Source organism: Mariniflexile maritimum (assembly GCF_009746565.1).
GTDB lineage: Bacteria > Bacteroidota > Bacteroidia > Flavobacteriales > Flavobacteriaceae > Mariniflexile > Mariniflexile maritimum.
Genome location: NZ_WRPN01000010.1, coordinates 82,335 through 106,141 on the forward strand (window position 1 = coordinate 82,335; position 23,807 = coordinate 106,141).

Annotated in this window: 17 protein-coding genes; 10 read left to right on the forward strand and 7 right to left on the reverse strand. The window is 38.7% G+C overall.

Going from position 1 to position 23,807, the window contains the following annotated elements; genetic code table 11:
- The first annotated feature begins 12 nt into the window (after window positions 1-12).
- The 10 genes from GQO80_RS12915 (at window position 13) to GQO80_RS12960 (ending at window position 14,760) form a co-directional block, all read left to right on the forward strand.
- Window positions 13-1,740: a RagB/SusD family nutrient uptake outer membrane protein gene (locus tag GQO80_RS12915; RefSeq protein WP_157208781.1), complete on the forward strand. Its 1,728-nt coding sequence runs from the start codon at window positions 13-15 to the stop codon at window positions 1,738-1,740.
- 399 nt (window positions 1,741-2,139) lie between these two features.
- Window positions 2,140-3,966 carry a family 10 glycosylhydrolase gene (locus GQO80_RS12920; protein WP_157208782.1) on the forward strand — a complete coding sequence of 609 codons (1,827 nt, stop codon included), beginning with the start codon at window positions 2,140-2,142 and terminating at the stop codon, window positions 3,964-3,966.
- 29 nt (window positions 3,967-3,995) lie between these two features.
- Window positions 3,996-5,201 carry an exo-beta-N-acetylmuramidase NamZ family protein gene (locus GQO80_RS12925; RefSeq protein WP_157208783.1) on the forward strand — a complete coding sequence of 402 codons (1,206 nt, stop codon included), beginning with the start codon at window positions 3,996-3,998 and terminating at the stop codon, window positions 5,199-5,201.
- 83 nt (window positions 5,202-5,284) lie between these two features.
- The gene (gene murQ / locus GQO80_RS12930; RefSeq protein ID WP_157208784.1) at window positions 5,285-6,112 is read left to right on the forward strand and encodes an N-acetylmuramic acid 6-phosphate etherase; all 828 of its coding nucleotides are present in this window, start codon (window positions 5,285-5,287) and stop codon (window positions 6,110-6,112) included.
- Between the two features lie 49 nt (window positions 6,113-6,161).
- The gene (locus GQO80_RS12935; RefSeq protein ID WP_157208785.1) at window positions 6,162-7,670 is read left to right on the forward strand and encodes a sodium:solute symporter; all 1,509 of its coding nucleotides are present in this window, start codon (window positions 6,162-6,164) and stop codon (window positions 7,668-7,670) included.
- Between the two features lie 76 nt (window positions 7,671-7,746).
- Complete coding sequence (locus GQO80_RS12940; RefSeq protein ID WP_157208786.1) at window positions 7,747-9,582, forward strand: glycoside hydrolase family 3 protein; 1,836 nt, start codon at window positions 7,747-7,749, stop codon at window positions 9,580-9,582.
- Window positions 9,583-9,744: 162 nt separating this feature from the next.
- The gene (locus GQO80_RS12945; protein ID WP_157208787.1) at window positions 9,745-10,953 is read left to right on the forward strand and encodes an anhydro-N-acetylmuramic acid kinase; all 1,209 of its coding nucleotides are present in this window, start codon (window positions 9,745-9,747) and stop codon (window positions 10,951-10,953) included.
- Window positions 10,954-10,980: 27 nt separating this feature from the next.
- A complete protein-coding gene (locus tag GQO80_RS12950; protein ID WP_157208788.1) occupies window positions 10,981-12,252 on the forward strand; it encodes an acyltransferase family protein in 1,272 nt (423 codons plus the stop codon).
- Window positions 12,253-12,598: 346 nt separating this feature from the next.
- The gene (locus GQO80_RS12955) at window positions 12,599-14,236 is read left to right on the forward strand and encodes a mechanosensitive ion channel family protein (protein ID WP_157208789.1); all 1,638 of its coding nucleotides are present in this window, start codon (window positions 12,599-12,601) and stop codon (window positions 14,234-14,236) included.
- Window positions 14,237-14,364: 128 nt separating this feature from the next.
- Window positions 14,365-14,760 (forward strand): hypothetical protein, encoded by a 396-nt coding sequence (locus GQO80_RS12960; protein WP_157208790.1) that lies wholly within the window; start codon window positions 14,365-14,367, stop codon window positions 14,758-14,760.
- 180 nt (window positions 14,761-14,940) lie between these two features.
- Here GQO80_RS12960 and GQO80_RS12965 read toward each other — a convergent pair whose 3' ends face one another.
- From GQO80_RS12965 to GQO80_RS12995, 7 genes are all read right to left on the reverse strand, one after another.
- Window positions 14,941-15,966, reverse strand: coding sequence for an HAD family hydrolase (locus GQO80_RS12965; protein ID WP_157208791.1), 1,026 nt, complete (start codon window positions 15,964-15,966; stop codon window positions 14,941-14,943).
- Window positions 15,967-16,015: 49 nt separating this feature from the next.
- Window positions 16,016-16,459, reverse strand: coding sequence for a phosphate-starvation-inducible PsiE family protein (locus GQO80_RS12970; RefSeq protein ID WP_157208792.1), 444 nt, complete (start codon window positions 16,457-16,459; stop codon window positions 16,016-16,018).
- Window positions 16,460-16,520: 61 nt separating this feature from the next.
- Entirely contained in the window at window positions 16,521-17,843 is a 1,323-nt protein-coding gene (locus GQO80_RS12975; protein WP_198037783.1) for a carbohydrate porin, read from the reverse strand.
- 82 nt (window positions 17,844-17,925) lie between these two features.
- On the reverse strand, window positions 17,926-19,272 hold the full coding sequence (locus tag GQO80_RS12980) for a metal-dependent hydrolase family protein (protein WP_157208794.1): 1,347 nt from the start codon (window positions 19,270-19,272) through the stop codon (window positions 17,926-17,928).
- Between the two features lie 27 nt (window positions 19,273-19,299).
- Entirely contained in the window at window positions 19,300-20,679 is a 1,380-nt protein-coding gene (locus GQO80_RS12985) for a metal-dependent hydrolase family protein (RefSeq protein WP_157208795.1), read from the reverse strand.
- Window positions 20,680-20,709: 30 nt separating this feature from the next.
- On the reverse strand, window positions 20,710-22,449 hold the full coding sequence (locus GQO80_RS12990; RefSeq protein WP_157208796.1) for an amidohydrolase: 1,740 nt from the start codon (window positions 22,447-22,449) through the stop codon (window positions 20,710-20,712).
- A 5-nt stretch (window positions 22,450-22,454) separates the two neighbouring features.
- Window positions 22,455-23,786 carry an amidohydrolase gene (locus tag GQO80_RS12995; protein WP_198037784.1) on the reverse strand — a complete coding sequence of 444 codons (1,332 nt, stop codon included), beginning with the start codon at window positions 23,784-23,786 and terminating at the stop codon, window positions 22,455-22,457.
- Window positions 23,787-23,807: the final 21 nt, after the last annotated feature.

Below are 23,807 nucleotides of genomic sequence, written 5' to 3' on the forward strand. Positions count from 1 at the left end.
AAATTTAAGAAAATGAGAAAATCAATAAAAAACTCCAAGATACAGCTAGTGGTACTTGTACTTACAATGGCAGGTCTGTCTTTTAGCTGCTCTGATTTTTTGGACACGCCTCCTAAAGACATCTTCACAGATGATAACTTCTGGACTTCTGAAAACAATGTTAGAACCTTTTCATGGTTGAATTACGATACTTTTTACGGATATGGAAACAATGCAGGAACAACTGCCGACTTCTATTTCCATAATTCATCAAATTTTGATGATAATTTAAGCATGAACGTTTTCACCACCTTCAGTACTACTGCCAATGCCACAAATTCAAACTGGAACGAATATTACACATTAATCCGTCGTTGTAATTTGATGCTGGAAAGGGTGCCCACAGTACCAATGGATGAAACAAAAAAGAATCATTTTATAGGGGTTGCCAAATTTTTCCGGGCCTTTACTTATTTCCGTTTAGCACAGCAATTCGGAGATGTTCCTTACACCGATGCCTATTTAAACCAAAACGACGTGAATGTTTATAAACCAGCTTTAAGCAGATCTGAAGTTATAAATAATGTTATTAAGGATTTAGAAGAAGCAACTACATTGCTGTTAACAATTGACGACAAGAATGTTACAGTTAATAAGTTTACAGCTTATGCGCTATTAAGCAGAGTGTGCCTATATGAAGGAACCCATAGAAAATACAATCTTTCACAACCAGCAAACGAATACCTTCAAAAAGCGAAAGATGCTTCACTAGCCGTTATGAATAATGCGGCCTATAAATTAAATCCTGATTGGAAATCACTTTACAACTCAGTTGAATTATTAGGCAATACCGAGGTTATATTGGCCAAAAGATATATTAGGGGTGTACTTGGAAACTCCATACAAGCATATACCAATACGTCAACCGTACAAAGTGGTTTAACAAAATTTGCGGCAGAAAGTTATACTACAATTAACGGATTACCCATTAAACAAGTTGGTGGTAATGGTCAATATTTAGGAGACAATACAATTACCAATGTTTTTGCCAATAGAGACCCGCGTTTTGCAAAAGCCTTTGGCAATGTTGACTATGCGTATTCTGATAAACCATTAAATGGATTGACCTCCATAACAGGATATGTATTTCAATTGTTTAACAACCCTGCAACCGTGGGCACAGAAGTAACCACAATAGGGCAAAATCAAATAGATACGCCCCTATTCACGCTAAGCGAGGTTTATTTGAATTATGCAGAAGCTTGTGCAGAACTTGGAACGATAACCAATGCAGATCTGGATCTATCCATAAACAAAGTACGGGCACGTGCAGGTATAGCAACACTTACCACTAACGGAACCAATGCCCTAGCTGGCGGCATACAAATTGACGACCCTCAAAGAGTTTCTAGCTTAGAACAGATTTCTGGAGTGGTTAGCCCAATTATTTGGGAAATACGTCGCGAACGTAGAATTGAGTTTATGAGTTGGACAACAATGCGTAAAGCAGATATTTACCGTTGGAAAAAAGGCGATTACTTAGATAGTACCAGCAATCCAGATGTTTTACTTGGCGCTAGAATTCCTTCATTAATTGGAACCAATTCGAAAACAAAGGTCAATGCAGATGGTTATGTTATTCCCTATACCGTTTCAAGAACCTTCATATCGCCTAAACATTATCTAACCGCTATTCCAACAAACGATATTAGCCTGTATTTGGTTGAAGGAGTGGAATTAAAACAAAACCCAGGGTGGTAATTAAAGTTTAGCAAAATTAATTAGATTACCTAAAAAAAACTGGCTCTGGGATAAAAAACACCCAGGGCCAGTATTTTAAAACTAGCTTTTATTATAAGAAGCTTTAAAATTGGATATTGATAGGGAATAATGTTGAAAACACAAAGAAAACCTATCTATTGTACAGTAAAAAAGTAACAGATAACGGTTATTATTTTGAATACTTTATAATGCTATTTATCAAATATTCATCAAAAAATTTCCGATTCCCCAAATGATTCCATTGTAACAATAAGTTTTACATCCATGTTATAAAAATTCTTAGAAATTTTTATTAAATAAGTGAACAAGATTGTCTCAAAATGTTCATAAACAAAAGAATCTACATGAAATTAAGTTCAAACTAATATCTAATTTATAATGAAAAAAAAATACATAAAAACTACATGCACTGGACTATTACTTTTCAGTATAGTCTTTATAAACGCTCAATGTTTAACTGATGCCGAATTTAGCAAAACAACCCCAAAACGTGATTTACGCGGTGTATTTGTGGCTTCTGTTTACAACTTAAATTGGCCTTCAAATCGTTTAGCGACTCCCGCAGTGCAACAATCAGAACTGATAACCATTTTAGATAATTTACAAGCCAATGGCTATAATAGTGTATTTTTTCAAGTGCGTTCAGAGTGTGATGCCATGTACAACTCTACTATTGAACCTTGGTCGCAATGGCTTACAGGAACCCAAGGATTAGCACCATCGCCATCATGGGACCCGCTTAGTTTTGTTATTAACGAGGCGCACCAAAGGGGCCTGGACCTACACGCTTGGTTAAATCCATATAGAGCCCAAACTTCAGCAACCGCAACCTATCCAAAAGCAACAAATCATGTAATGAATACAAACCCAAATTGGATAATCGACCCTGTTTTTTCACCAGACAGTCAACCGAATTTGAGAATTTTAAATCCAGGCTTACCAGCTGTAAAGGATTATATTATTTCAATTGTACAAGATATAGCAACACGCTATGATGTTGATGGTATTCATTTTGATGATTATTTTTATCCTAGTGGTGGCATGGTAACCAACCCCGACAACCAAACATTTATAGATAACAATCCAAATAATATTGCAAATATAGCAGACTGGCGACGCGATAACGTAAACCAAATGATTTCTGGAACTTATGATGCTATTCAAACTATCAATACAAATCTAAATAAAAACATTGTGTTTGGTGTAAGTCCAGCTGGAATTTGGAAAAGCGGAACACCTGCGGGTATTTCAGGAAATTCATCCTACTCAGCATTATATTGTGATCCAATAGCATGGTTAGATGCAGGAAAAGTAGATTATTTAGCACCTCAATTATATTGGAAAATAACCGGAGCTCAAGATTATGTAGCCCTATCACAATGGTGGAACGACCAAGCAAAACTTAAAAACAAACAGTTGTATTTAAGTCAGGCTTATTATAAAATGGAGGATAGTAATAATTGGGCTGTAACTGAAATACAAAGTCAAATAAATCAAAATAGAGCTACCACAATGGATGCAACTTTTGGGCAAATAGCTTATAGTTATGCTGCATTAAAAAATAATGCAAAAAATATAAATACTACGCTTACTGCAAACCAATTCAAGTACAAGTCCTTTGCTCCACCCATTGCGGGAAAAGACCCTATTTGCCCCAACCCTCCAATTAATATTCGATTTGTTGCCAACACCCTAACATGGGATATTCCAGCGGCGGCGGCAGATGGCGACCTACCCGTAAAATATGTTGTATATGCCTTTGATAATCCTGCTGAAGCAATTTCGAATAAAGATGATGGATCAAAAATAATAGATATTGTTTCAGGAAATCAATTGATTGTGGCCCAATCATTAATTGATACCAAATATTTTGTAGTAACATCCTTAGATAAAAACAATAATGAAGCTGGGGATTTCAATACCACATTAGAAAATCCTACATTCAAAATGCTTGCTAACAGCCCATTTAAAGTATATCCAAATCCATTTACTAACCAGTTTGAAGTTGATTTTAAAAACTCACTTTCAAACCACGCCATTGTTTCAATGTATGACGCTACAGGAAAGCAAGTTTGGAAACAGAAATATCTCGTTCAAAATTCAAAAATCTTAATAACTCCTGTTAAATTAACGAAAGGTTTGTATTATGTAAACGTCAATTTTGAAAATGGCAGCTGTGAACGTTTTAAAATGATTAAAAATTAGTCAATTCCAAAAATCAAATTAAATATGCAATGGTAAAATTAATAACAAAAATCACGTTTCTAATTTTTCTTTTATCGTACATCCCAACCAATATATATGCTTTCCAAAAAATTGCGCAAAATAAAGGGACTAAATACAATAGAAATGCTATAAAAACTGGAGCTGATAATTACGAAATGTATTTGCCGTTATTAAAAAACAAAAAGGTTGGAATCATTACAAATCAAACGGGAATTCTATCAAATAAAACACATCTGGTTGATTTTCTGTTAGAAAAAAAAATAGCACTACAAACTATTTTTGCTCCCGAACATGGGTTTAGGGGTACTGCAGATGCCGGCGAACGTATTGTTGATGGCAAGGATCCAAGAACAGGATTGCCTATCGTTTCTTTGTACGGAGACAATAAAAAGCCCAAAAACGAACAATTAGCAGGTATTGACATGTTGGTATTCGACCTGCAAGATGTTGGAGCACGTTTCTACACCTACATTTCTTCGTTGCATTATGTAATGGAAGCCTGTGCCGATAACAACATCCCGCTCTTAATACTCGATCGTCCTAACCCTAATGGCAGCATCGTTGATGGGCCGCTTTTAGAAACAGAATTTACCAGTTTTGTTGGCATGCACCCCATTCCGTTGCTTCATGGCATGACCATTGGCGAGTATGGCAAAATGATTAATGGCGAAAAATGGCTAAAAAACAGTATAAAATGTAAGTTAACCGTTATTCCATGCTCAAACTATACCCGCAACCTGCCCTATAGCTTGCCTGTAAAGCCTTCGCCAAATTTACCCAACGACCAGTCTATTAATCTGTACGCCAGTTTGTGCCTTTTTGAGGGCACAAACGTAAGTATGGGAAGAGGCACCGATAAGCAGTTTCAAATTTATGGTTCACCTTTTTTAGCCCAAACTCATTTTAATTTTAAGTTTACTCCCAAGCCTAATTTTGGTGCCAAAAACCCACTTTATAATGGAGAGGTATGTTTTGGTGAAGATTTAACAAATTACCCCAAATTAACAAAGTTAGAACTAAAATGGCTAATTAAAGCATACCAAAACACGAGCGATAAAACCAAATTTTTCAATCAGTTTTTCACAAAACTTGCAGGCACAAAAAAATTACAACAGCAAATAGAGAACGGAATTCCTGAAAGCAAAATCAGGGAAAGTTGGCAAAAAGATTTAGATGCATTTAAAAAAATGCGCTTAAAATACCTCATTTATTGATGCAATATCAGCGTGCCCTATTTTACACAGTACGTTATACCGAAAACCAACTATTTACCAATAAAATAGCAAAAAATTAAAAAATGGCAAAGAAAAATCCAGATACAGAACGAGAATCACTGTATTCCAATCTTGATAAAATGAGTACCAATGAATTACTTTCCAACATTAACAAAGAAGATAAGAAAGTAGCGGATATTATTGAAAAGCAAATTCCTAACATTGAAAAATTGGTGGACGTTATCGTTTCCAAAATGAAACTGGGCGGTCGATTATTTTACATTGGCGCGGGAACGTCGGGGCGTATTGGGATTCTTGACGCTTCGGAGTGCCCACCCACTTTTGGGGTACCCGACAATTGGATCATCGGTCTTATTGCAGGCGGCGACTCGGCCATTAGAAAAGCTGTTGAAAATGCCGAAGACGATATTGATCAAGCCTGGAGAGACTTATTGGCCTACGATATATCGCCTTTAGATGTTGTTATAGGCATTGCAGCCTCTGGTAACACGCCGTATGTAATTGGAGGGCTTAAAAAAGCCAGAGAGAACCATATTGTTACCGGAAGCATTGCCTGCAACAGCGATAGCTTAATTTCAAAGCAAGCAGAATATCCCATTGAGTTGATTGTTGGGCCAGAATTCCTTACCGGAAGCACCCGCATGAAAGCAGGCACTTCCCAAAAACTTGTTTTAAATATGATTTCAACATCGATAATGATAAAGCTTGGGCGCATTTATGGGAATAAAATGATTGATATGCAACTATCGAATAAAAAATTAGTGAAAAGAGGTGTGGAAATGATTGTAGAGGAATTACACGTTAGCAAAAAATTGGCTTCTGAACTTTTAAAAAAACACAAAAGCGTTCGAGCTGTATTATTGGCCGAAAACAAAAATTTACAAATTTAACCGAACAGCCACCACCGCTTAACAAATTCATGAACTCTAAACGCATCAAATGACACCAAGTGCCATCCTAATACTAATCATCACATATTTCGGAGTATTATTCCTCATCTCGCATATCGTTAGTCGGAAAGATAACGGCAACAAAGCGTTTTTTACTGCTAATAAGAACTCAAAATGGTATTTAGTGGCGTTTGGAATGATTGGTACCGCGCTTTCTGGCGTCACTTTTATTTCGGTTCCCGGTGAAGTGGGTGCTGCCAGTGGCGAACAATTTAAGTATTTTCAATTTGTATTGGGCAACGCCATTGGTTTTATTGTTATCGCTAAATTATTGTTACCACTGTATTACCGAATGAATTTAACTTCCATTTATGGCTATATTGAACAACGAATGGGTATTTACAGCTACAAAACAGCAGCCTCCATTTTCTTGATAAGCCGAACCATAAGCTCTGCATTCCGACTGTATTTGGTGGTTATCGTTTTGCAACGTTTTGTATTCGATTATTACAACATTCCGTTTATAATGACGGTATTAATATCCTTGCTTCTCATTTTTTCTTATACTTATAGGGGCGGTTTAAAAACAATTATCATTACCGATACCTTACAAACTTTTTTTCTGGTAACTTCTGTTTTTCTTACCATTTATTTTATTTGCAAAAGCATGGATTTAAGCGCTGTGGCTGCTTTTGAAGAAGTAAAAAACAGTAATTACTCCAAAATATTCTTCTTTGAAAATTTTATGGGCAACAAATTCCATTTTATAAAACAACTATTGGGTGGCATGTTTGTTACTATTGCCATGACAGGACTTGACCAAGATTTAATGCAAAAAAACCTGAGCTGTAAAAACATTGGGGAAGCACAAAAAAACATGTTTACCTTTACCGGAATTTTCGTTCTAATTAATATATTTTTCTTGAGTGTTGGCGCATTGCTTTATATTTATGCCAACAACAACGGCATTGAGGTTCCTGTTGATTTAATTACCGGGAAACCAAGAACCGACCTGCTTTTTCCTGAAATTGCCCTAAATCACCTTTCATTAGTTCCTGCCATTGTGTTTTTATTAGGAATTATTGCCGCAACATTCGCAACCACCGATTCTGCTTTAACCGCCCTTACCACCTCCTTTTGTGTCGATTTTTTAGGGATGGACAAAGCCGAAAATCTTCATAAAAAAAATACGGTTCGTAAAAGGCACATTGTGCATCTTGGTTTTTCAGCATTGGTGTTTTTTGTTATTTTGGTTTTCAATGCCATTAATGACAGTTCGGTTGTTAGCATGATATTTAGGGTCGCTTCCTACACCTATGGCCCATTATTGGGGCTATATGCATTTGGTCTGTTTAAAAAATCCAGAAACGTAAAAGACACGTTTGTTCCCTATATCTGTTTGTTATCACCGCTTATTACCTATGTGTTATACGAAAACTCCGCGATTCTGTTTTTTGGATATGTGTTTGACAATGAATTAATATTGATAAACGGAATGTTAACATATTTAGGGTTATGGATAACGAGTTCCCACAATAGCAACAAAGTATATTTCTAATCTATTTAAAAAACTTGAAAATTTGAATAACCGACTAAGTTTCACAAAAACATTCACTTGCTAAAATACATTTTACATGAAACATTCCTTCCTTAACATTGCCCTGTTCTTCGCATTCATATTTTTTATTTCCAATTGTGCTGTTTCTAAAAAAAGCAAAACAAATACAAAAGCAAATAGATTTACCGAAAACACCGCTCCGCCTATCGCTATTGATAAAGCCAATAGAAAAAACTTCTTTAAAAATTCAGATGCTGAAACCCAGTGGGTCGATAGCATTTACAGCACCATGTCTGTTGCCGAAAAAATAGGTCAATTATTTATGGTTTCCGCATACTCGAACAGGGATACCGTTCACGAAAACGAAGTAACGAAACTCGTTGAGGATTATAAGGTTGGCGGTATCATATTTTTTCAAGGCGGCCCAGTACGACAAGCGCGATTAACAAACAAATACCAAGCCCAGGCCAAAGTGCCTTTGTTCATAGGCCTTGATGCCGAATGGGGTTTAAGCATGCGGTTAGATTCTACCTATGTTTTTCCTTGGAACATGACCCTTGGGGCCATTCAAGATTTGGATCTTATAGAAACTTTAGGGAAACAATTGGGTGCTGAAAGCAAGCGTATGGGCATCCATTTTAATTTTGCGCCTGTTATAGACATCAATACCAATCCTAAAAATCCCGTTATTGGCAACCGGTCTTTTGGGGAAAACAAAATAAATGTAGCCAATAAAGCAATCGCCTTAATGAAAGGCGTCCAGGCGCAAGGTGTTTATTGCACGGGCAAGCATTTTCCTGGGCACGGAGACACTGCTACCGATTCACACTACACCCTGCCTCTGGTGGATTTTTCAAAAGAACGCATAGACTCTCTCGATTTGTACCCATATAAACGCATGTTCGATGAAGGGTTGGTTTCCGTTATGGTGGCGCATCTTAATATTCCAAGTTTAGAAACCAAAGAAAACTATCCGTCCTCGGCCTCCTACAATGTGGTTACCAATATCCTTCAACATGAATTGGGGTTTGATGGCTTAATATTTACCGATGGTTTGGCCATGAAGGGCGCTAGCGATTTTAAAGCTCCTGGCGATCTGGAATTATCTGTTTTTTTGGCAGGAAATGATATATTGCTTTGCCCTGTTGATGTTCCTGTTGCCATAAACAAACTGGTTAGTTCTTATAACGAAGGCGTTATTTCCGAAGCTCGTTTGGCCCAATCGGTAAAAAAAATACTGCACTATAAATTTAAGGCCGGTTTAAACACATACAAACCCTTGGATTTAACAAACCTGCACGCAGACATCAATCCTACCGAAAATGAAGCTCTGCACTATAAATTATACGAAAACGCTATTACGGTTTTGAAAAACGATAACGATATACTCCCAATAAAGAATTTGGATCAAAAAATAGCGTATGTAAAATTAGGCGACGATACAAACAGCACCTATCTATCAGCCTTAAAAAAATACGCCGCTGTAACCGAAGTAAAACATTCCGATATTGATAGTTTAAACAACGCCTTAAAAACATTCGATTTGGTAATTATTGGCTTTCATAAGTCGAATAAAGTGAGAGCAAACCAAGATTTTACGGAAACCGAATTGCTATGGTTAGAAAAAATAGCTGCGGAAAACAAAGTTATATTGAATATTTTCACAAAACCCTATACGCTGTTGCCAATAACAAATTTTGAAGCTATTGAAGGATTGGTGGTTTCGTACCAAAATTCTGAAATTAGCCAAGTTGTTTCAGCAGAATTATTATTTGGTACCATCGGGTCCAAAGGAAAATCACCAGTATCCATCAACAACTCGTTTTACGTTAATGAAGGTTTGTTAACCCAAAAATTAAATCGCACAGGCTTTACAGCGCCTACAAATGATGATGCAAATACCAACGATTAACCGTTTAGCACAAAAACGAGCCATTAATTTAGAACATGTTCGGTTTTAAACAATCGGCGTTTTGTGAAAGTTGTTCAAAAAAAAGGCAGTTGTTATTATTAACCAAAAAACAATTGATACATTTAAAAGTTGAAAAATAACATCAAACGAATTAAATAAAACATGAACGCGAACCTAGAGAAACTTTACAGGATAGCGCAAAAACCGATACGAACCATCATTGGCCTAATGTCTGGCACCTCCCTGGATGGTTTGGATGTGGCCTTATGCAAGATTTCTGGTTCGGGCGAAAACACTCAGGTTCAACTCATCCATTTTGAAACAATTGATTATTCGGAAGCTGAAAAACTAGAAATCCGGAACATTTTTGCTAAAAAAAACATCGATTTTCAAAAATTAGTGATGTTGAACGAATGGATTGGCACACGTCACGCAACCATGGTACTAGCTTGCCTGAAACGTTGGAATATACCTCCTAACAACGTAGATCTTATAGCTTCGCACGGGCAAACCGTTTTTCACGCCCCAAAGATTTTACACCAACAGGATGAATTTCCCAATGCCACGCTACAAATTGGCGATGGAGACCATATAGCCGTTAAAACCGGCATCATCACGCTCTCCGATTTTAGGCAAAAACACCTCGCTGCTGGTGGTGAAGGTGCGCCGTTGGCCATTTATGGCGATTATTTTCTTTTTAAAAAAAAGGGTGAAAATCGTATCATGCTCAACATGGGCGGTATTGCCAATTTCACGTATTTACCGGCAAGTGGCAACCCAAAGGAGGTGTTTGTAACCGATACGGGTACAGGAAACACGTTGATTGATGCATTTACCCGACTCCTTTTTCCGGAGAAGGCTTACGACAAAAATGCGGAAATTGCAAAAACGGGAACTCCCAACCCACGTCTTCTAAAAGCATTAAAAACCAATGATTTCTTTTTGAAACCCTTCCCAAAAACTACCGGTCCAGAACTTTTTAATATCGATTATGTGGTAAATGCCCAAAAAGCAAGCGGAACAGAAACTGTTTCAATTCCAGACGTTTTGGCAACATTAACCCGTTTTAGCGCAGAAACTATTGCCGAAGCCATAAATACAACCATCGTAAAAACCACCTACCCCGTTAGCGATTTTATTATTTACATGTCGGGTGGCGGTGCTCATAATCCGTTATTAGTGAATTGGTTAAAAGAATTAATACCTTGTGATTTTTTACCAACCGAAACTTTGGGACTCTCGGGCGATGCCAAGGAAGCGTTGTTGTTTGCTGTTTTGGCAAATGAAACGGTTGCAGGTGGAACCTCAGATTTTGGCTCCAAAACAGGCATCCCATCGCTATCGATGGGTAAAATTTCATTTCCAACATAAAAAAATCAACCTTTAAAACCAAAGTACATGGTTAAAGAACGCTTAATTTCGCTTGATGTGTTTCGAGGATTTACAATCCTATTAATGACTATTGTTAACAACCCCGGAAGTTGGGCTAGCATTTATCCTCCTTTAAAGCATGCACCTTGGCATGGTTGCACGCCTACCGACCTGGTTTTCCCTTTTTTCATTTTTATAATGGGTACGGCCATCCCTTTTGCTTTGCCAACAAAACACTTTGACAGGTTCGTTTTTAACAAAATAATCGTGCGTTCTTTACGGATTTTCTGCCTCGGACTCTTTTTGAATTTTTTTGGTCGCATTGAAGTGTTTGGATTAGAAGGCATTTATTTATTGCTTTTTAAATTGGCACTAACATTTGCAGTTGCTTATGCCCTTTTAGGGAATTTCAGTTTAAAAATAAAAACCTACACCGCTTTTGGTATTGTTACGATACTATTATTTTTGGCTTATAGCGGCCTCCCCTCCTACCAAAACGTTAGGATTCCGGGGGTTTTACAACGGATAGCCCTTGTTTATTTCTTTGCCGCTATATTATATTTAAAAACAACACTAAAAACGCAACTTCTCGTATTGGCAACTCTATTAATAGGATATTGGCTGGTAATGGCCTTTGTTCCCGTTCCCGGATTTGGACCTGCCAATTTTGAAGAAGGCACCAACTTAGCTGCATGGTTGGACAATTTACTATTAAACGGTCATTTATGGGCTTCCACAAAAACTTGGGACCCCGAAGGCATATTAAGCACATTACCAGCCCTAGGAACTGGTATTTTAGGCATGTACATTGGCCAAATTTTGAATACTAAAATTTCAAAAATAGAAATTTTGAAAAAAATAGCCTTAATGGGTTGTGCCATGCTCTCTTTAGGCCTCATTTGGAGCCTCTTTTTTCCTATAAATAAATCACTTTGGACAAGTTCTTATGTACTGTACACGGGGGGTATTGCCACGGTTAGTCTAGCAATACTGTACTATATTATAGATGTAGCACACTTAAAAAAATGGACCAAGTTGCTATTAGTTTGGGGCGTAAACCCTATGATTGTTTTTTTCTTCTCTGGAATTATTCCTAGGGTTTTAAGTTCCATAACCATTCAAGACCCAAATACAGCTTCCGAACAAATCAATCTCCATAATTTAATCTATAACCATTGGTTGGTCCCTTTTTTTGAAAACCCTTTAAATTCGTCGTTAGCATTCGCAATGGCTTACGGCATCATTTGGACCTTGATATTATGGTGGTTTTATGAAAACAAACTCATTTTTAAGGTTTAAAAGAATTTAGGTTTAACTACTAAGTCTGACAAAAACAAAAACAAAAAAAATAAGTCTTTGATTTATAGTTATTTACAGTACAACTGAAGGTTCCTTTTTGGCAACCTACTTAAATTGTGCGTTATGTAACCGTCTTGATATTCAGCTTAATAAGCCTTCAACAGTAAACAACCTTTTGTTAATTATAAATGAGTACCAAACATGCTCTTGTAGGACATATAATTATGAAGAACGAGCCGAAAAACATAAAACAACCATCTTTCTTACAACAAAATTATGTGAATCTATACACTTTGGTTTTATAAAAAAGTCTAAATTTGATTTCTAACCAATTACTAAATAACCTATGGCACTAAAATGGATTAAATTTTTTGATTTACGGTTTTTTTGTAATGTGCTTGTTTTTGTAGTAATTGGTACCCAGCAACTTTATAGCCAAAACCTAGACCTAAAAGACCATTTCACAAAGGAAGGCATCCACCTATCGCCCGTAAAGATTGATGGCAACACATTGTTTGAGGTAGGTGGTATTTCATCTTACCCATCTGAGACAAGAGCCGAAGCCATAGTTAAGAACATTAAAAAAGTTGCCGAGAACAAAAACATCTCGATTAGTGATATTAAAAAAAAAAATGACACTTTATTTTCAGCCATTATTGCTGGAAAAACGGTGTTAATTCGCGTTTTCGATACCGATGCGGCCATAGAAGGTGTTAATAGAAATATCCTTGCGGAAGCCACCTTATTTAAAATCAAGACTACCATTGAAAAATATAGAAATGACAGGCTACCAGAAGTTATAAAGAAAAACACCATCATTGCGGTTATCTCGCTTGTTATTTTGATAGTAGTTCTTTTGTTGGTATTTTGGGTTTTCAGGATGATTAGGAGGTTTGTACAAAAACGAATTGACCGAAGGCTTAATTCTGTTGAAAACATCTCTTACAAGCTCATCAAATCAAACGATATTTGGAGAGTTATAAATTTATTTTTTATCACCCTTCGTTTTCTTTTAGTGGCGTCGTTAGTAATTTATGGGGCTTATTATATTTTGGGGCTGTTTCCCTGGACCAACGAGCTTTCTATTTCCATTTTTAATGCCGTAGCAGACCCCTTATCGAATATTGGAAGTTCCATTGTCAATTACATACCGAAGTTGATATTTTTGGTTATTCTGTTCATTTTAACCAAATATTTGCTCAAATTAATTGAGCTGTTTTTTGTGGGCATTCAGGAAGAACGCATCAAGCTTAACGATTTTAGGCCCGAATGGGCAATGTCCACCTACAAAATTATACGAACTGTGGTGATTATTTTCGCCATCGTGATTGCCTATCCCTATATTCCCGGTTCAGATTCGGTGGCGTTTAAAGGCGTTTCTGTTTTTGTGGGTATTTTAATTTCTTTGGGGTCGTCGGCGTTTATAGGAAACGTGGTGGCAGGATATTCCATGATTTATCGCAATGCCTTCAGAAATGGCGATTTAATTGAAGTGGATGGACAGAGGGGTTTTGTGGTTGAACAAAAACTCTTGGTTACCCGCTTGCGTTCACCAAAAAATGAAGAGATTGTCATCCCTAATTCCATTCTTTTGAATAATAAAATCGTGAATTATTCCAACTTGAAAAGTGATAAGGGCATCATCCTTCATACCAACGTAGGCATAGGTTACGAAACACCGTGGCGACAAGTGGATGCGATGTTGAAACTTGCCGCAAATCGCACCGACGGACTTCTTAAAGAACCGCAGCCTTTTGTGCTCAAAAAATTGTTGGGCGACTATGCGGTTACCTACGAAATAAATGCCTATTGTGTGGACGTGGAACGCATCAATACCATTTATTCTGAATTGAACCAACATATCCTAGATGTTTTCAACGAAAATAAGGTTCAAATTATGACACCTTCTTATGTGAGCGACCCAGACATTGAAAAAATGGTACCGGAAGATAAATGGGATATTCCTTTAGCTAAGAACAAATAAGTTTTAGTGCTTCATTCAACCAAAATTTTCTGTGCCATGAATGGAGGTAACCCACCATTTCAAAACACAAATAAATTCAATATTAATAAAAAAACATATATTTAAAAAACTAACCAAAACCAATAAACATGAGTATGTTCCATCATTATGATTTGAAGGGCGCCAAGATTTTTATTTTTGATGAATTTTTGGTGAACCAAATCGAGGAAGGTGTAACCGTAACACCAAAAGACAATGCGATTTTAATTGAAATTATTGACAAACATTTTACAAATAAACCAGTAATCTATATTTCCAACCGGCATTTTTCATATTCAGTGGACCCGTTGACCTATTTGGCCACTTCTGAAATACATAATTTGTTGGCCATTGCGATTGTTTCCGATAAACCTGTGGCGCGCGACAATGCCCTGTATGAAAGTAATTTTTATTCCAGACCGTTCAAGATATTTGACACATTAAGTCTGGCTATGGAATGGGTGCACAAGGTGATTCTTCAAGAATATGATGCTTACAGAAAATAGGGTTGGGCTAATTAAAGCCTGTTGTTTTATCTCTAAATGAATCTTCACTTTCAGAAAAAATAATTGGTAAAATAGTGTAATGATTTTTCAAATAAAAAAGCCTTTCGATTTCTCGAAAGGCTTTAACACTTAAAAAATTGAGTTGATTAATAGCAAATAATTTAATAACGAAAGACGTGTTTAATTTTCAAAAGGAAAAATGGTGTTCCAATCGTTTTTCATATCTGCAATGGTCCAGTTTTTGGCAATGGCTTCGTCCAGGCCTTCGTTAAGCCCACCAATTGGGGAATTGCGGTCATAGGCCCATTCACGAACCTCATCCGTATGATGGACGAACATCTTTATACTTGGGTATTTGTTGGAGTCTGTGTACTGCAACATCTGTAAGTCGCCATCAGAATTTCCTGCTGCCAAAATGGGTTTTTTACCAATGTGCTTGGAAATGGCGATAGGCTTACCATCGCCCCTATCTGCAAACTCTTCAGCGGGAAGTCTTATAATGGACGCTTTAGCATCTGTATTGTCGAATGCTGACTTTAGTGAGCTTCCTACAATTTGGTAGGACGGAATCCCGTAGGTTTCGGTGGCCCACGCCCGCATAAAGTCGATGTCGCCGCCCGAGACAATAAAGTTTGTAAACCCGTTGGCCTTTAAGTAATCCAATAATTCCAACATAGGTTGATAGACCACTTTGCTGTAAGGCTGGTCAAACCGAGGATGTTTTGCAGTGGCCATCCATTGTTTTACAGATTCTTTAAACGTTTCAACATCTACATTGGTGCTGCTCACAATTCCAATTTTTACAAGACCTTCCTTTCCGGATTTCAAAACGCCTTCCATATCATTCTCCAAAACAGATTTGAAAGGTTCGGTCGTTTTCCATTCGGGATGCTCGGGAGCCATTACCTTAATTTGGTCCAGCGCATAAAACAATTGAAAATATAGGGGTTGCTCTGCCCAAAGCGTGCCGTCGTTATCAAACGTTGCAATACGGTCTTCCACGGGTACAAAATCCTCCGTGCCTTCGGTAGTTACTTTTTTTACAAAGGCTATAATGTCGTTTTTCGTTTTACCGTCATTCCAGGAAGGAAGTGGGTCTGAAACGGTAAGGGCTTTAGGTTGTACAGGCAATGATTTTAAATCCTCTTTACAACTTATTATGCCTACAAAAACGAATAGTGCTAATAGAATACGATATTTTTTCATCTTTATGGTTTTTAAAATATTAGCTGTGAATTTTTTAATGGATTAATTTCTATTTTGAAGTTTTTTTAATGAGATAATAGCTTCCCGAAAGCGCGAGCAACAACGCACCGATTCCTATATAGGAAATAGGATCCAAATGCAAGTCCAAATCGATAATGTGTCTTGCCAGCCCAATCAATGCCACAAGCAAGACTACTTCGGCATTTACCGTATTTTCCTTGAGATAAATTTTCACGGTATGCAGCAGTTCAATGCCGATCAATACCAGCATAAACCCTCCAAAGATGGTATGTAAATACACCAAAATGTTATTCTCTTGGGTTATATCCGTTCTTAAGGTGTAGCTAATGCCGTCATAAAGCAAAATCAGGAAAACGACAGTAGCGTAAATCACCACGGCCAAAAGGGCAAATAGCAGCACAATCACCACGATGCGTTCTATGTGGCCCACAATGTTGAGTATTTTGGAATTTTTGGTGGTTTCTTTTTCCATCTTATTTTTCGCTTTAATTGCCTATATTTTTTATGAAGGTTTTTAACTTATGGGAAAAATGCTATAAGAATATTCGGGAACGAAGTCCAAATACGCCTATAAAATCGGAATTTGGGTTCAAGGCAGGATTGGCAACTAACTGCACACTTGGCGACAATTGGAATTGATGCGCCACTTGCCATCTAAAGAAAATCTCTGAAGTATATTGGTCATCCAGTTTTCCACCAAAGGTGGTCTCGTTCGGTTGTCCCCAATTAAGGCCGATACCCAACACGTTACTTCCCATATAATACCCAAGACCCGCACTAACCGATGTCTGGTAAAGACTTCCGCCGTCTTTGGCCCAACCGCCGCGTAAAAAAGGTTCATATTTACCGCCCACAAAAACCGTTGCAGCGGCATTGATGCCCCAGCCACTTGGCGAGCCGTAATAATTGCTCTCGTCAATCTGCCAAAATGTAAGGTGAAAATTATTGACAAAAGCCGTTTCCTTGCTTTTTATCACACCCAGCTCCACGGTTTTAAAAGTCTGGAAATCATTGAAAAACGTGTCAAAACCTTTAAAAATGTCGGTTGCCCTTGCGTTGGCATCTGTGATACTCGCAATGGCATACACCTTATCGGTCAACCAAGCGCTTGCCATCACTCCCAAGGTGCCATCGGGCAAACCGCCAATGGTAGCAGAACCCACGGAAAATGCCAGATTGTTGAAACTTTCCCAAGGACTTGCCAAGGCATAGACATCGGTCCAGTCCGAAGAATCCAAAAAGCCTGCATAGGCTACAATTTTTCCTTTTGAAAACGATTGTCGCCAGTACAAATTGGTGGTTCTAAAACCTTGGTCGCTATACAAAGGATGCAGAGAGCCAGCGTAGCCAATTTCAAAACCCAGTTGCGAAGGTGTGAGTTCCGTATAGGCGTGTCTGTGCTCAATTTTATAGACCAATCCGCCCGTGCTGTTTGTTCCCCGGCCTATTAAATCCCATCGCCCGTACACTCTTGCAATACCGCTTGCGGTGTGATTGTTGTTGCCCAAACTTTCGGTAGCGCCCATATATAGGGAATTGTAATCGAACCCAATCTTAAAGCCGGTTTTTTGGTAGAAGGCTTCTTTTGCTGCCACGGTTCTGTCAATAAAATCCAGTGCTACGGTGGCATTTTTATCTTCGGAATCACTTTTTAACTGATTGTTGGCATCGGACGGTGCAACCAACGAAGGTCTTTGATCAATTTTCAGAGTGTCCTGTTCCGTTTTGACTTGACCGAATACATCTGAATTATTTCCTATAAAAAAAAGAAGCATTCCGGAAAGTACGATGCGATGCACATTGCCTTTGGAATTGAGTGATTTAATAGTTTCAGGTATTTGTATTTTTTGCTTCATTAGAAATAAATTAAAAGAACCAGTGAAACGATGGAGGGATAGCACTAATTCAGTGCTCATGTTCCACTGGCCTAACTATTTTTTATAAAGTGTTTTTATACACTTTACCGTCTTTCATAATAAGCTTGATGTTCTTTTCCGGTTCAGCCAAAATTGCGATGTCCTTTAAGGGATTTCCTTCCACTACAATCACATCGGCATACGCGCCAACTTTCACGACACCAATCTTTCCTTCTTGATAGGGATGGCGCTTCCCTGCACGCTCAAAAAGTTCAGCATTTAGTGATGTTGCCTGTACCAAGATCTCATAAGGTGTGTAGTATTTTAAACGGGCTACAAATTCTTGCGGCTGATAGGTGTTCATTTCCAATCCGCCTACAAGGTCGGTCCCAAATGCCATTTTAACACCTACTTTCTTTGATAATCTATAGCCATTGTCTGCGCCTTCTTTTGCCTGTAAATATTTTGGTCTTGCCACAGCATTCATTCCTGCTTCTTCAGGTGTAGCACTGAATGCCATAAATTGGGTTGAGAAAAATGCATCTTTTTCCTTCATCAATTTAAAAGCCTCTTCGGAAGCAAATAGACCGTGTTCAATACTTTGAACACCTGCATTAAGCGCATTCATAACTGATTCTGACGTATAGGCGTGGATAGCAGTATAAGTGCCCCATTTTTCAGCTTCCTTAACGATGGCTCTTAATTCCTCAATCGTATATTCAGTCACGTCCATCGGGTCTTGTGCACCCAAAATACTACCACTTCCCATAATTTTAATTTGTGAAGCACCGGAACGCAATGTTTCTCTTGTGGCCTTTTGAACTTCGGCAATTCCATCGGCAATGGTCGTCCAGCCTCTGATGTAAGCTGGGTCTATTTGTCCCGCAAAATATTGGGACCAATTAATTTGTCGTGCATTGAAATCGCCGTGACCTGATGATTGGGAAATCATACTGCCCGTAGGAAGTATCCGTGGCCCTATAACCGCGCCTTCATCGATGGCCATTTTGAGACCGATGGTCGGTCCGCCAATGTCACGAACGGTTGTAAAACCGCGCATCAGCATTTGGGTAGCGTTGGTTGCCGCCTTTGCGCCCATATATCCCTCGGGGGCACTGTAAATAAGGTAATCAACTTCGCTATGCAAAGCCAAATGCGTGTGGGCATCAGTTAAACCTGGCAGTAATATTTTTCCATTAATATCAATAAGTTGAGCATCTTTTGGTGGCTTAATTCCCTTTGCGATTTGCGTGATAAGGTTGTTTTCAATCAAGATGTCGGTATTCTCGATTAGCTTTTCATTGACGCCATCAAAAACATTGGCGTTCTTGATTACAATAACTGTCTTTGCTTTCTCTTGGGCAAAACCTTGAAAACTCAATGCTACGAAAGCAACAGCAATGCAAACGGATTTTATTAGTTTTTTCATAATTTGATTATTTAAGTGATTTGTGAATTATTGGTTTAAAGTGTTTTTATAGATTTTACCATCTTTCATAATGATTTTTAGATTCTTTGCAGGATTTCCCAATAAGGAAATATCCTGTAACGGGTTGCCATCCACGACCACAATATCTGCGTAGGCACCTTCCTTTACTACCCCAAGCGCCCCTTCCTGATACGGATGGCGCCTGCCGCTTCGTTCAAAAAGTTCTGCGTTGTTGGAGGTGGCCTGCTTAAGGATTTCGTAGCCTGAAAAGTATTTTGCACGCGCCAAAAATTCTAGATTTTGTGCGGCAGCTATTTCCAAACCTCCCAAAAGATCAGTGCCGAACGACATCTTAACGCCAATTTTCTTTGCATTCTCGTAGCCTTTGGTAGCTCCCGCTTTGGCTTCGTTGTATTTTGGAATGGATTCTCCGGTCATTCCAGCTTCCTCCGGGGTTGCGCTGTAGGATAGGAATTGTGTTGAAAAGAAAATGTCCTTCTCTTTCATCATTTTCATCGCTTCTTCGGAAGCAAACAGCCCGTGTTCAATACTTTTTACACCTGCCTCTATCGCATTCATTATAGATTCTGAACTATAACCGTGAATGGTAGCATACGTACCCCATTTTTCGGCCTCCTTTACGATGGCTTTCAGTTCGTCCAAGGTATATTCGGTAACATCCAGCGGATCGTGTGCCCCTGTGATGCTCCCGCTTCCCATAATTTTCAGTTGGGTTGCTCCGGCTCGAAGAATTTCCCTTGAAGCCTTTTGAACTTCCGATACACCATCGGCAATAATGGTCCATCCACGTGAGTACGCCAAATCTGTTTGTCCTGTAAAATGGTTGGATTGGTATTGCATACGTGTATCAAAATCGCCGTGGCCAGCAGTCTGTGAAATAAAAGCACCGCTTGGAAGAATGCGTGGCCCTGGGATGGCACCGTCATCAATAGCCTTCTTTAAACCAAATGCTGGGCCACCAAGATCCCTAACCGTAGTAAAACCCCGCATTAGCATATTTTCGGCATTCTTTGCGGCCATAGCTCCGAGATAACCGTCTTTGGAACTGTAAATAAGGTATTCAATATTGTCATTCCACATAATGTGCACGTGCGAATCCGTCAAACCTGGAATCAGGGTTTTCCCTGCTACGTCAATCACTTCTGCATTTTGGGGTGCTTTTATGCCTTTCCCGATTTTTTTGATGAGATTGCCTTCCACCAAAACATCGGTAGCTGTCATTAGTTTTTCGTTGACACCATCAAAAACGGTTGCATTCGTAAACAGAACAACGGTTGGTTCTTTTTTTTGGGCTGTACTGTTAAAGCTGAAAGCTATAAGCGCAAAGGCCAAAAATGTTAGTTTAAGTAAATTTTTTATTTTTTTTATTTTTTTTATTTTTTTCATTTTTATAGTGTATTTGATTTATCAGGTTGATTATTTTGAACTATCGATTTTTTCATATACCACGTTGCCTTCTTTTATTGTTTTAAGAACGGTGATGTCCTTTATCCCATCGGTTTCAGTTTTAAGTGGATTTTTTGAAAGAATGACCAAATCGGCAAGTTTTCCTTGACTTAAAGTTCCTTTTTTATCTTCCTCGAAGTGCTGATAGGCTGACCATTCGGTTAAACATTTCATGGCTTCGTAAGGAGTCAATCTTTCATTTTCACCTATTATTTTGCCGCTACGGGAAGTGCGGCTTACGGCTGTCCATACCATTCGCATTAAATTTGGTAATGCTACAGGCGCATCTGTATGTACCGTAATCCTTACACCTTTGTTTAAAGCTGTACGGGTTGGACTGATTTTTTGACCTAATTCCTCACCAATAAGTTGTTCGTGCCAATCGCCCCAATAGAAGGTATGTAAGGGAAATAAAGAAGCGATAACGTTGAGTTGCTTTAGGGAATCCAATTGATCTTCACGCACATATTGACCGTGAATCATCACATTGCGCCGATCTTTGATGCCGTATTCATTGGAAGCTGTATGCATTCCTTTGATCATTTGATCTACTGCGGCATCCCCATTTGCATGACTTAAAATTTGCCAATCGTTTTTAAAAGCCATACGATATACATCGGCAACGTCTTCGTCTTTGGGTATTGCCGGATAGCCTTTATAATCTTTGGGAGCACCTTCCGGTGGAATGAGATAGGGCAGGGTGCGCCACGCAGTTCTTCCTTGAGGGGAACCGTCCAATGTTATTTTTAAGCCGCCAATTCTGTAATTATTTATATACTCTTTGGAATACCATTTTGTTTTTAAATAATCTGCTTTAGTGTAGTCAATGTATGATATAATATCAATGTCAAATATGCCTTGTTCTGCAAAAGCGGCCAAAAGCTCGTGTTGTTCCATTGCTTTTCCTTCTTGGGCAGTAGTATAGCCATAGCTTTTTGCCATTTCAATTCCTGACTTTGCTTGTTTTGCCATATTTTCAGGCGTTTTAGGCGTAATGGCATTGGCGATATAAGGAATGGCCGCCATTTCTTCCAAGACTCCATTGGGTTTATTGCTGTTGGGCATTCTTCGGATCATTCCACCTTCAGGATTGGGTGTATTTTCCGTAATGCCTACAAGCTCCAAAGCTTTGCTGTTCATCACACAAAAATGTGCTGAAATGTGCAAAATTAAAATGGGATGCTCTGTTGAAACTTTATCCAAATCCTCTTTGGTCGGAAATCGCTTTTCTTGCAACTGCGAGTCATCAAAACCCAATCCATAAATCCAACCAGTAAGGGCAATATTTTCTGGGGTAGCCCAATGGGATAATTCTGTTATTAAATCATCAATACTGGCTACTCCGCCGTCTGGTGGCGGTAGTAAGTTGGCTCCAGAGGCCTGCGGTCCAAAACCAAAAACGTGCGAATGTGCATCAATAAATCCAGGAAATAGTGCTTTGCCCTGTAAATCAACTAAAACGGTGCCCTCTCCCTGAAGCTTCATTACTTCTTCTTTAGTCCCTACTTTTGATATAAGACCATCTGTTACGGCAAGAGCTTCCACATACACGGGACTATCGCTCTCCATAGTAACAATGTCACCATTATAGTAGATGGTGGTAGCCGCGGCGTTCGATGTTGCTTTTTTGGATGCTTCCTTACAATTGCTAAAAAGAGCAAAGCACAGAACACAAATAGCGAAGTTTCTAAAAATTATTTTAGAGTACATTATATTTATTTTTTATTAAAAATCGCCAACATCGACGTTATAGCCACCTTTGACCCATAAGGAATGGCGGCAAGGTCTATTTCAAAATTGCCATTGTGGTTTGCAAACGGCAATTGGCCTTTTTTCATCGCTTCGGCAAATCGCTTTGGCTCTGCAACGCCCACATTGATGAACACACAATCTTTTTTCTCATTATCGATAACCAAATGATGCAGGTCTTCAGAACCCATCACAGAGGGTAATGCGCTTTCATCCAAAAGCATTTTTTTATCACTTACCAATGGATATAAAGCTTCTCTTACAACTTCAGTAATTTTGGGTTCGTTTTCAAGTGGGTAAGACCAGCCCTTGAATTCGATCGTTGGCTTTTTTTCTTCAGAAATACCATAAGCATGGGCAATGCCTTCGTTGATACGCTTGATACCTTCAATCATCAGATTTCTATCCTTTTCATTGAACCATCTTAAGTTGATTTTCAAAAGTGCTTTTTCAGGAATCACATTATTGTCTTTTCCTGCTTCAATAGCGCCAACGGTCAATACTGCCGAATTTTTTGGGTCAATGGCCCTGCTTACGATGGTCTGGTACTGCATTATGGCCGAGGCCGCCATCACAATGGGGTCTTTGGTCAACTGCGGATTGGAACCGTGTCCGCCCACGCCATAAAAAGTTACGTCAAGCTGGTCTGTACCTGCCATACGCACTCCAGAAGCCGCCGTCAGCATTCCAACAGGCAAGGGAAACGCGTGGATGCCGAATAAATAATCTGGTTTTGGAATGTTATATTTTGTGTAAAGACCATCGTCCACCATAGCTTGTGCACCGAGAATCAATTCTTCCGCCGGTTGTGCAATGAAGACTACGGTGCCTTTCCAGATATCTTTATGTTCAGCCAAAAATTTTGCAGTGGACATCAACCAAGTGGTGTGCGAGTCGTGTCCGCAGGCGTGTGCCACAGGGGTTTCACTTCCGTCTGCCAGTTTTGCAATGGTTGTGGATTTATAGGGCAATTTGGTGAGCTCTTCAACTGCATTGGCGTCCATATCGGCTCTGTACATCACGATGGGGCCGTTCCCGTTTTTGAGCACTCCCGCTACTCCTGTTTTTGCGATGCCCTCCGTTACCTGATAGCCATAGGCCTTTAATTCTTTTGCTACAATGGCAGAGGTTCTTGTTTCGCTAAAACCCAATTCCGGATTTTGGTGTAGGTCTTTGAAGATGGCCAAAAACTTATCAGTATCCTTTTTAACCGCATCTTCAATAACTGCGCTTTGTGATTGGGCAAAACTGTTAAGACCCATTGTAATCAGTGCGATTATACTTAAATGTAATCTCATTTGTCTTTTCATTGGTATTTG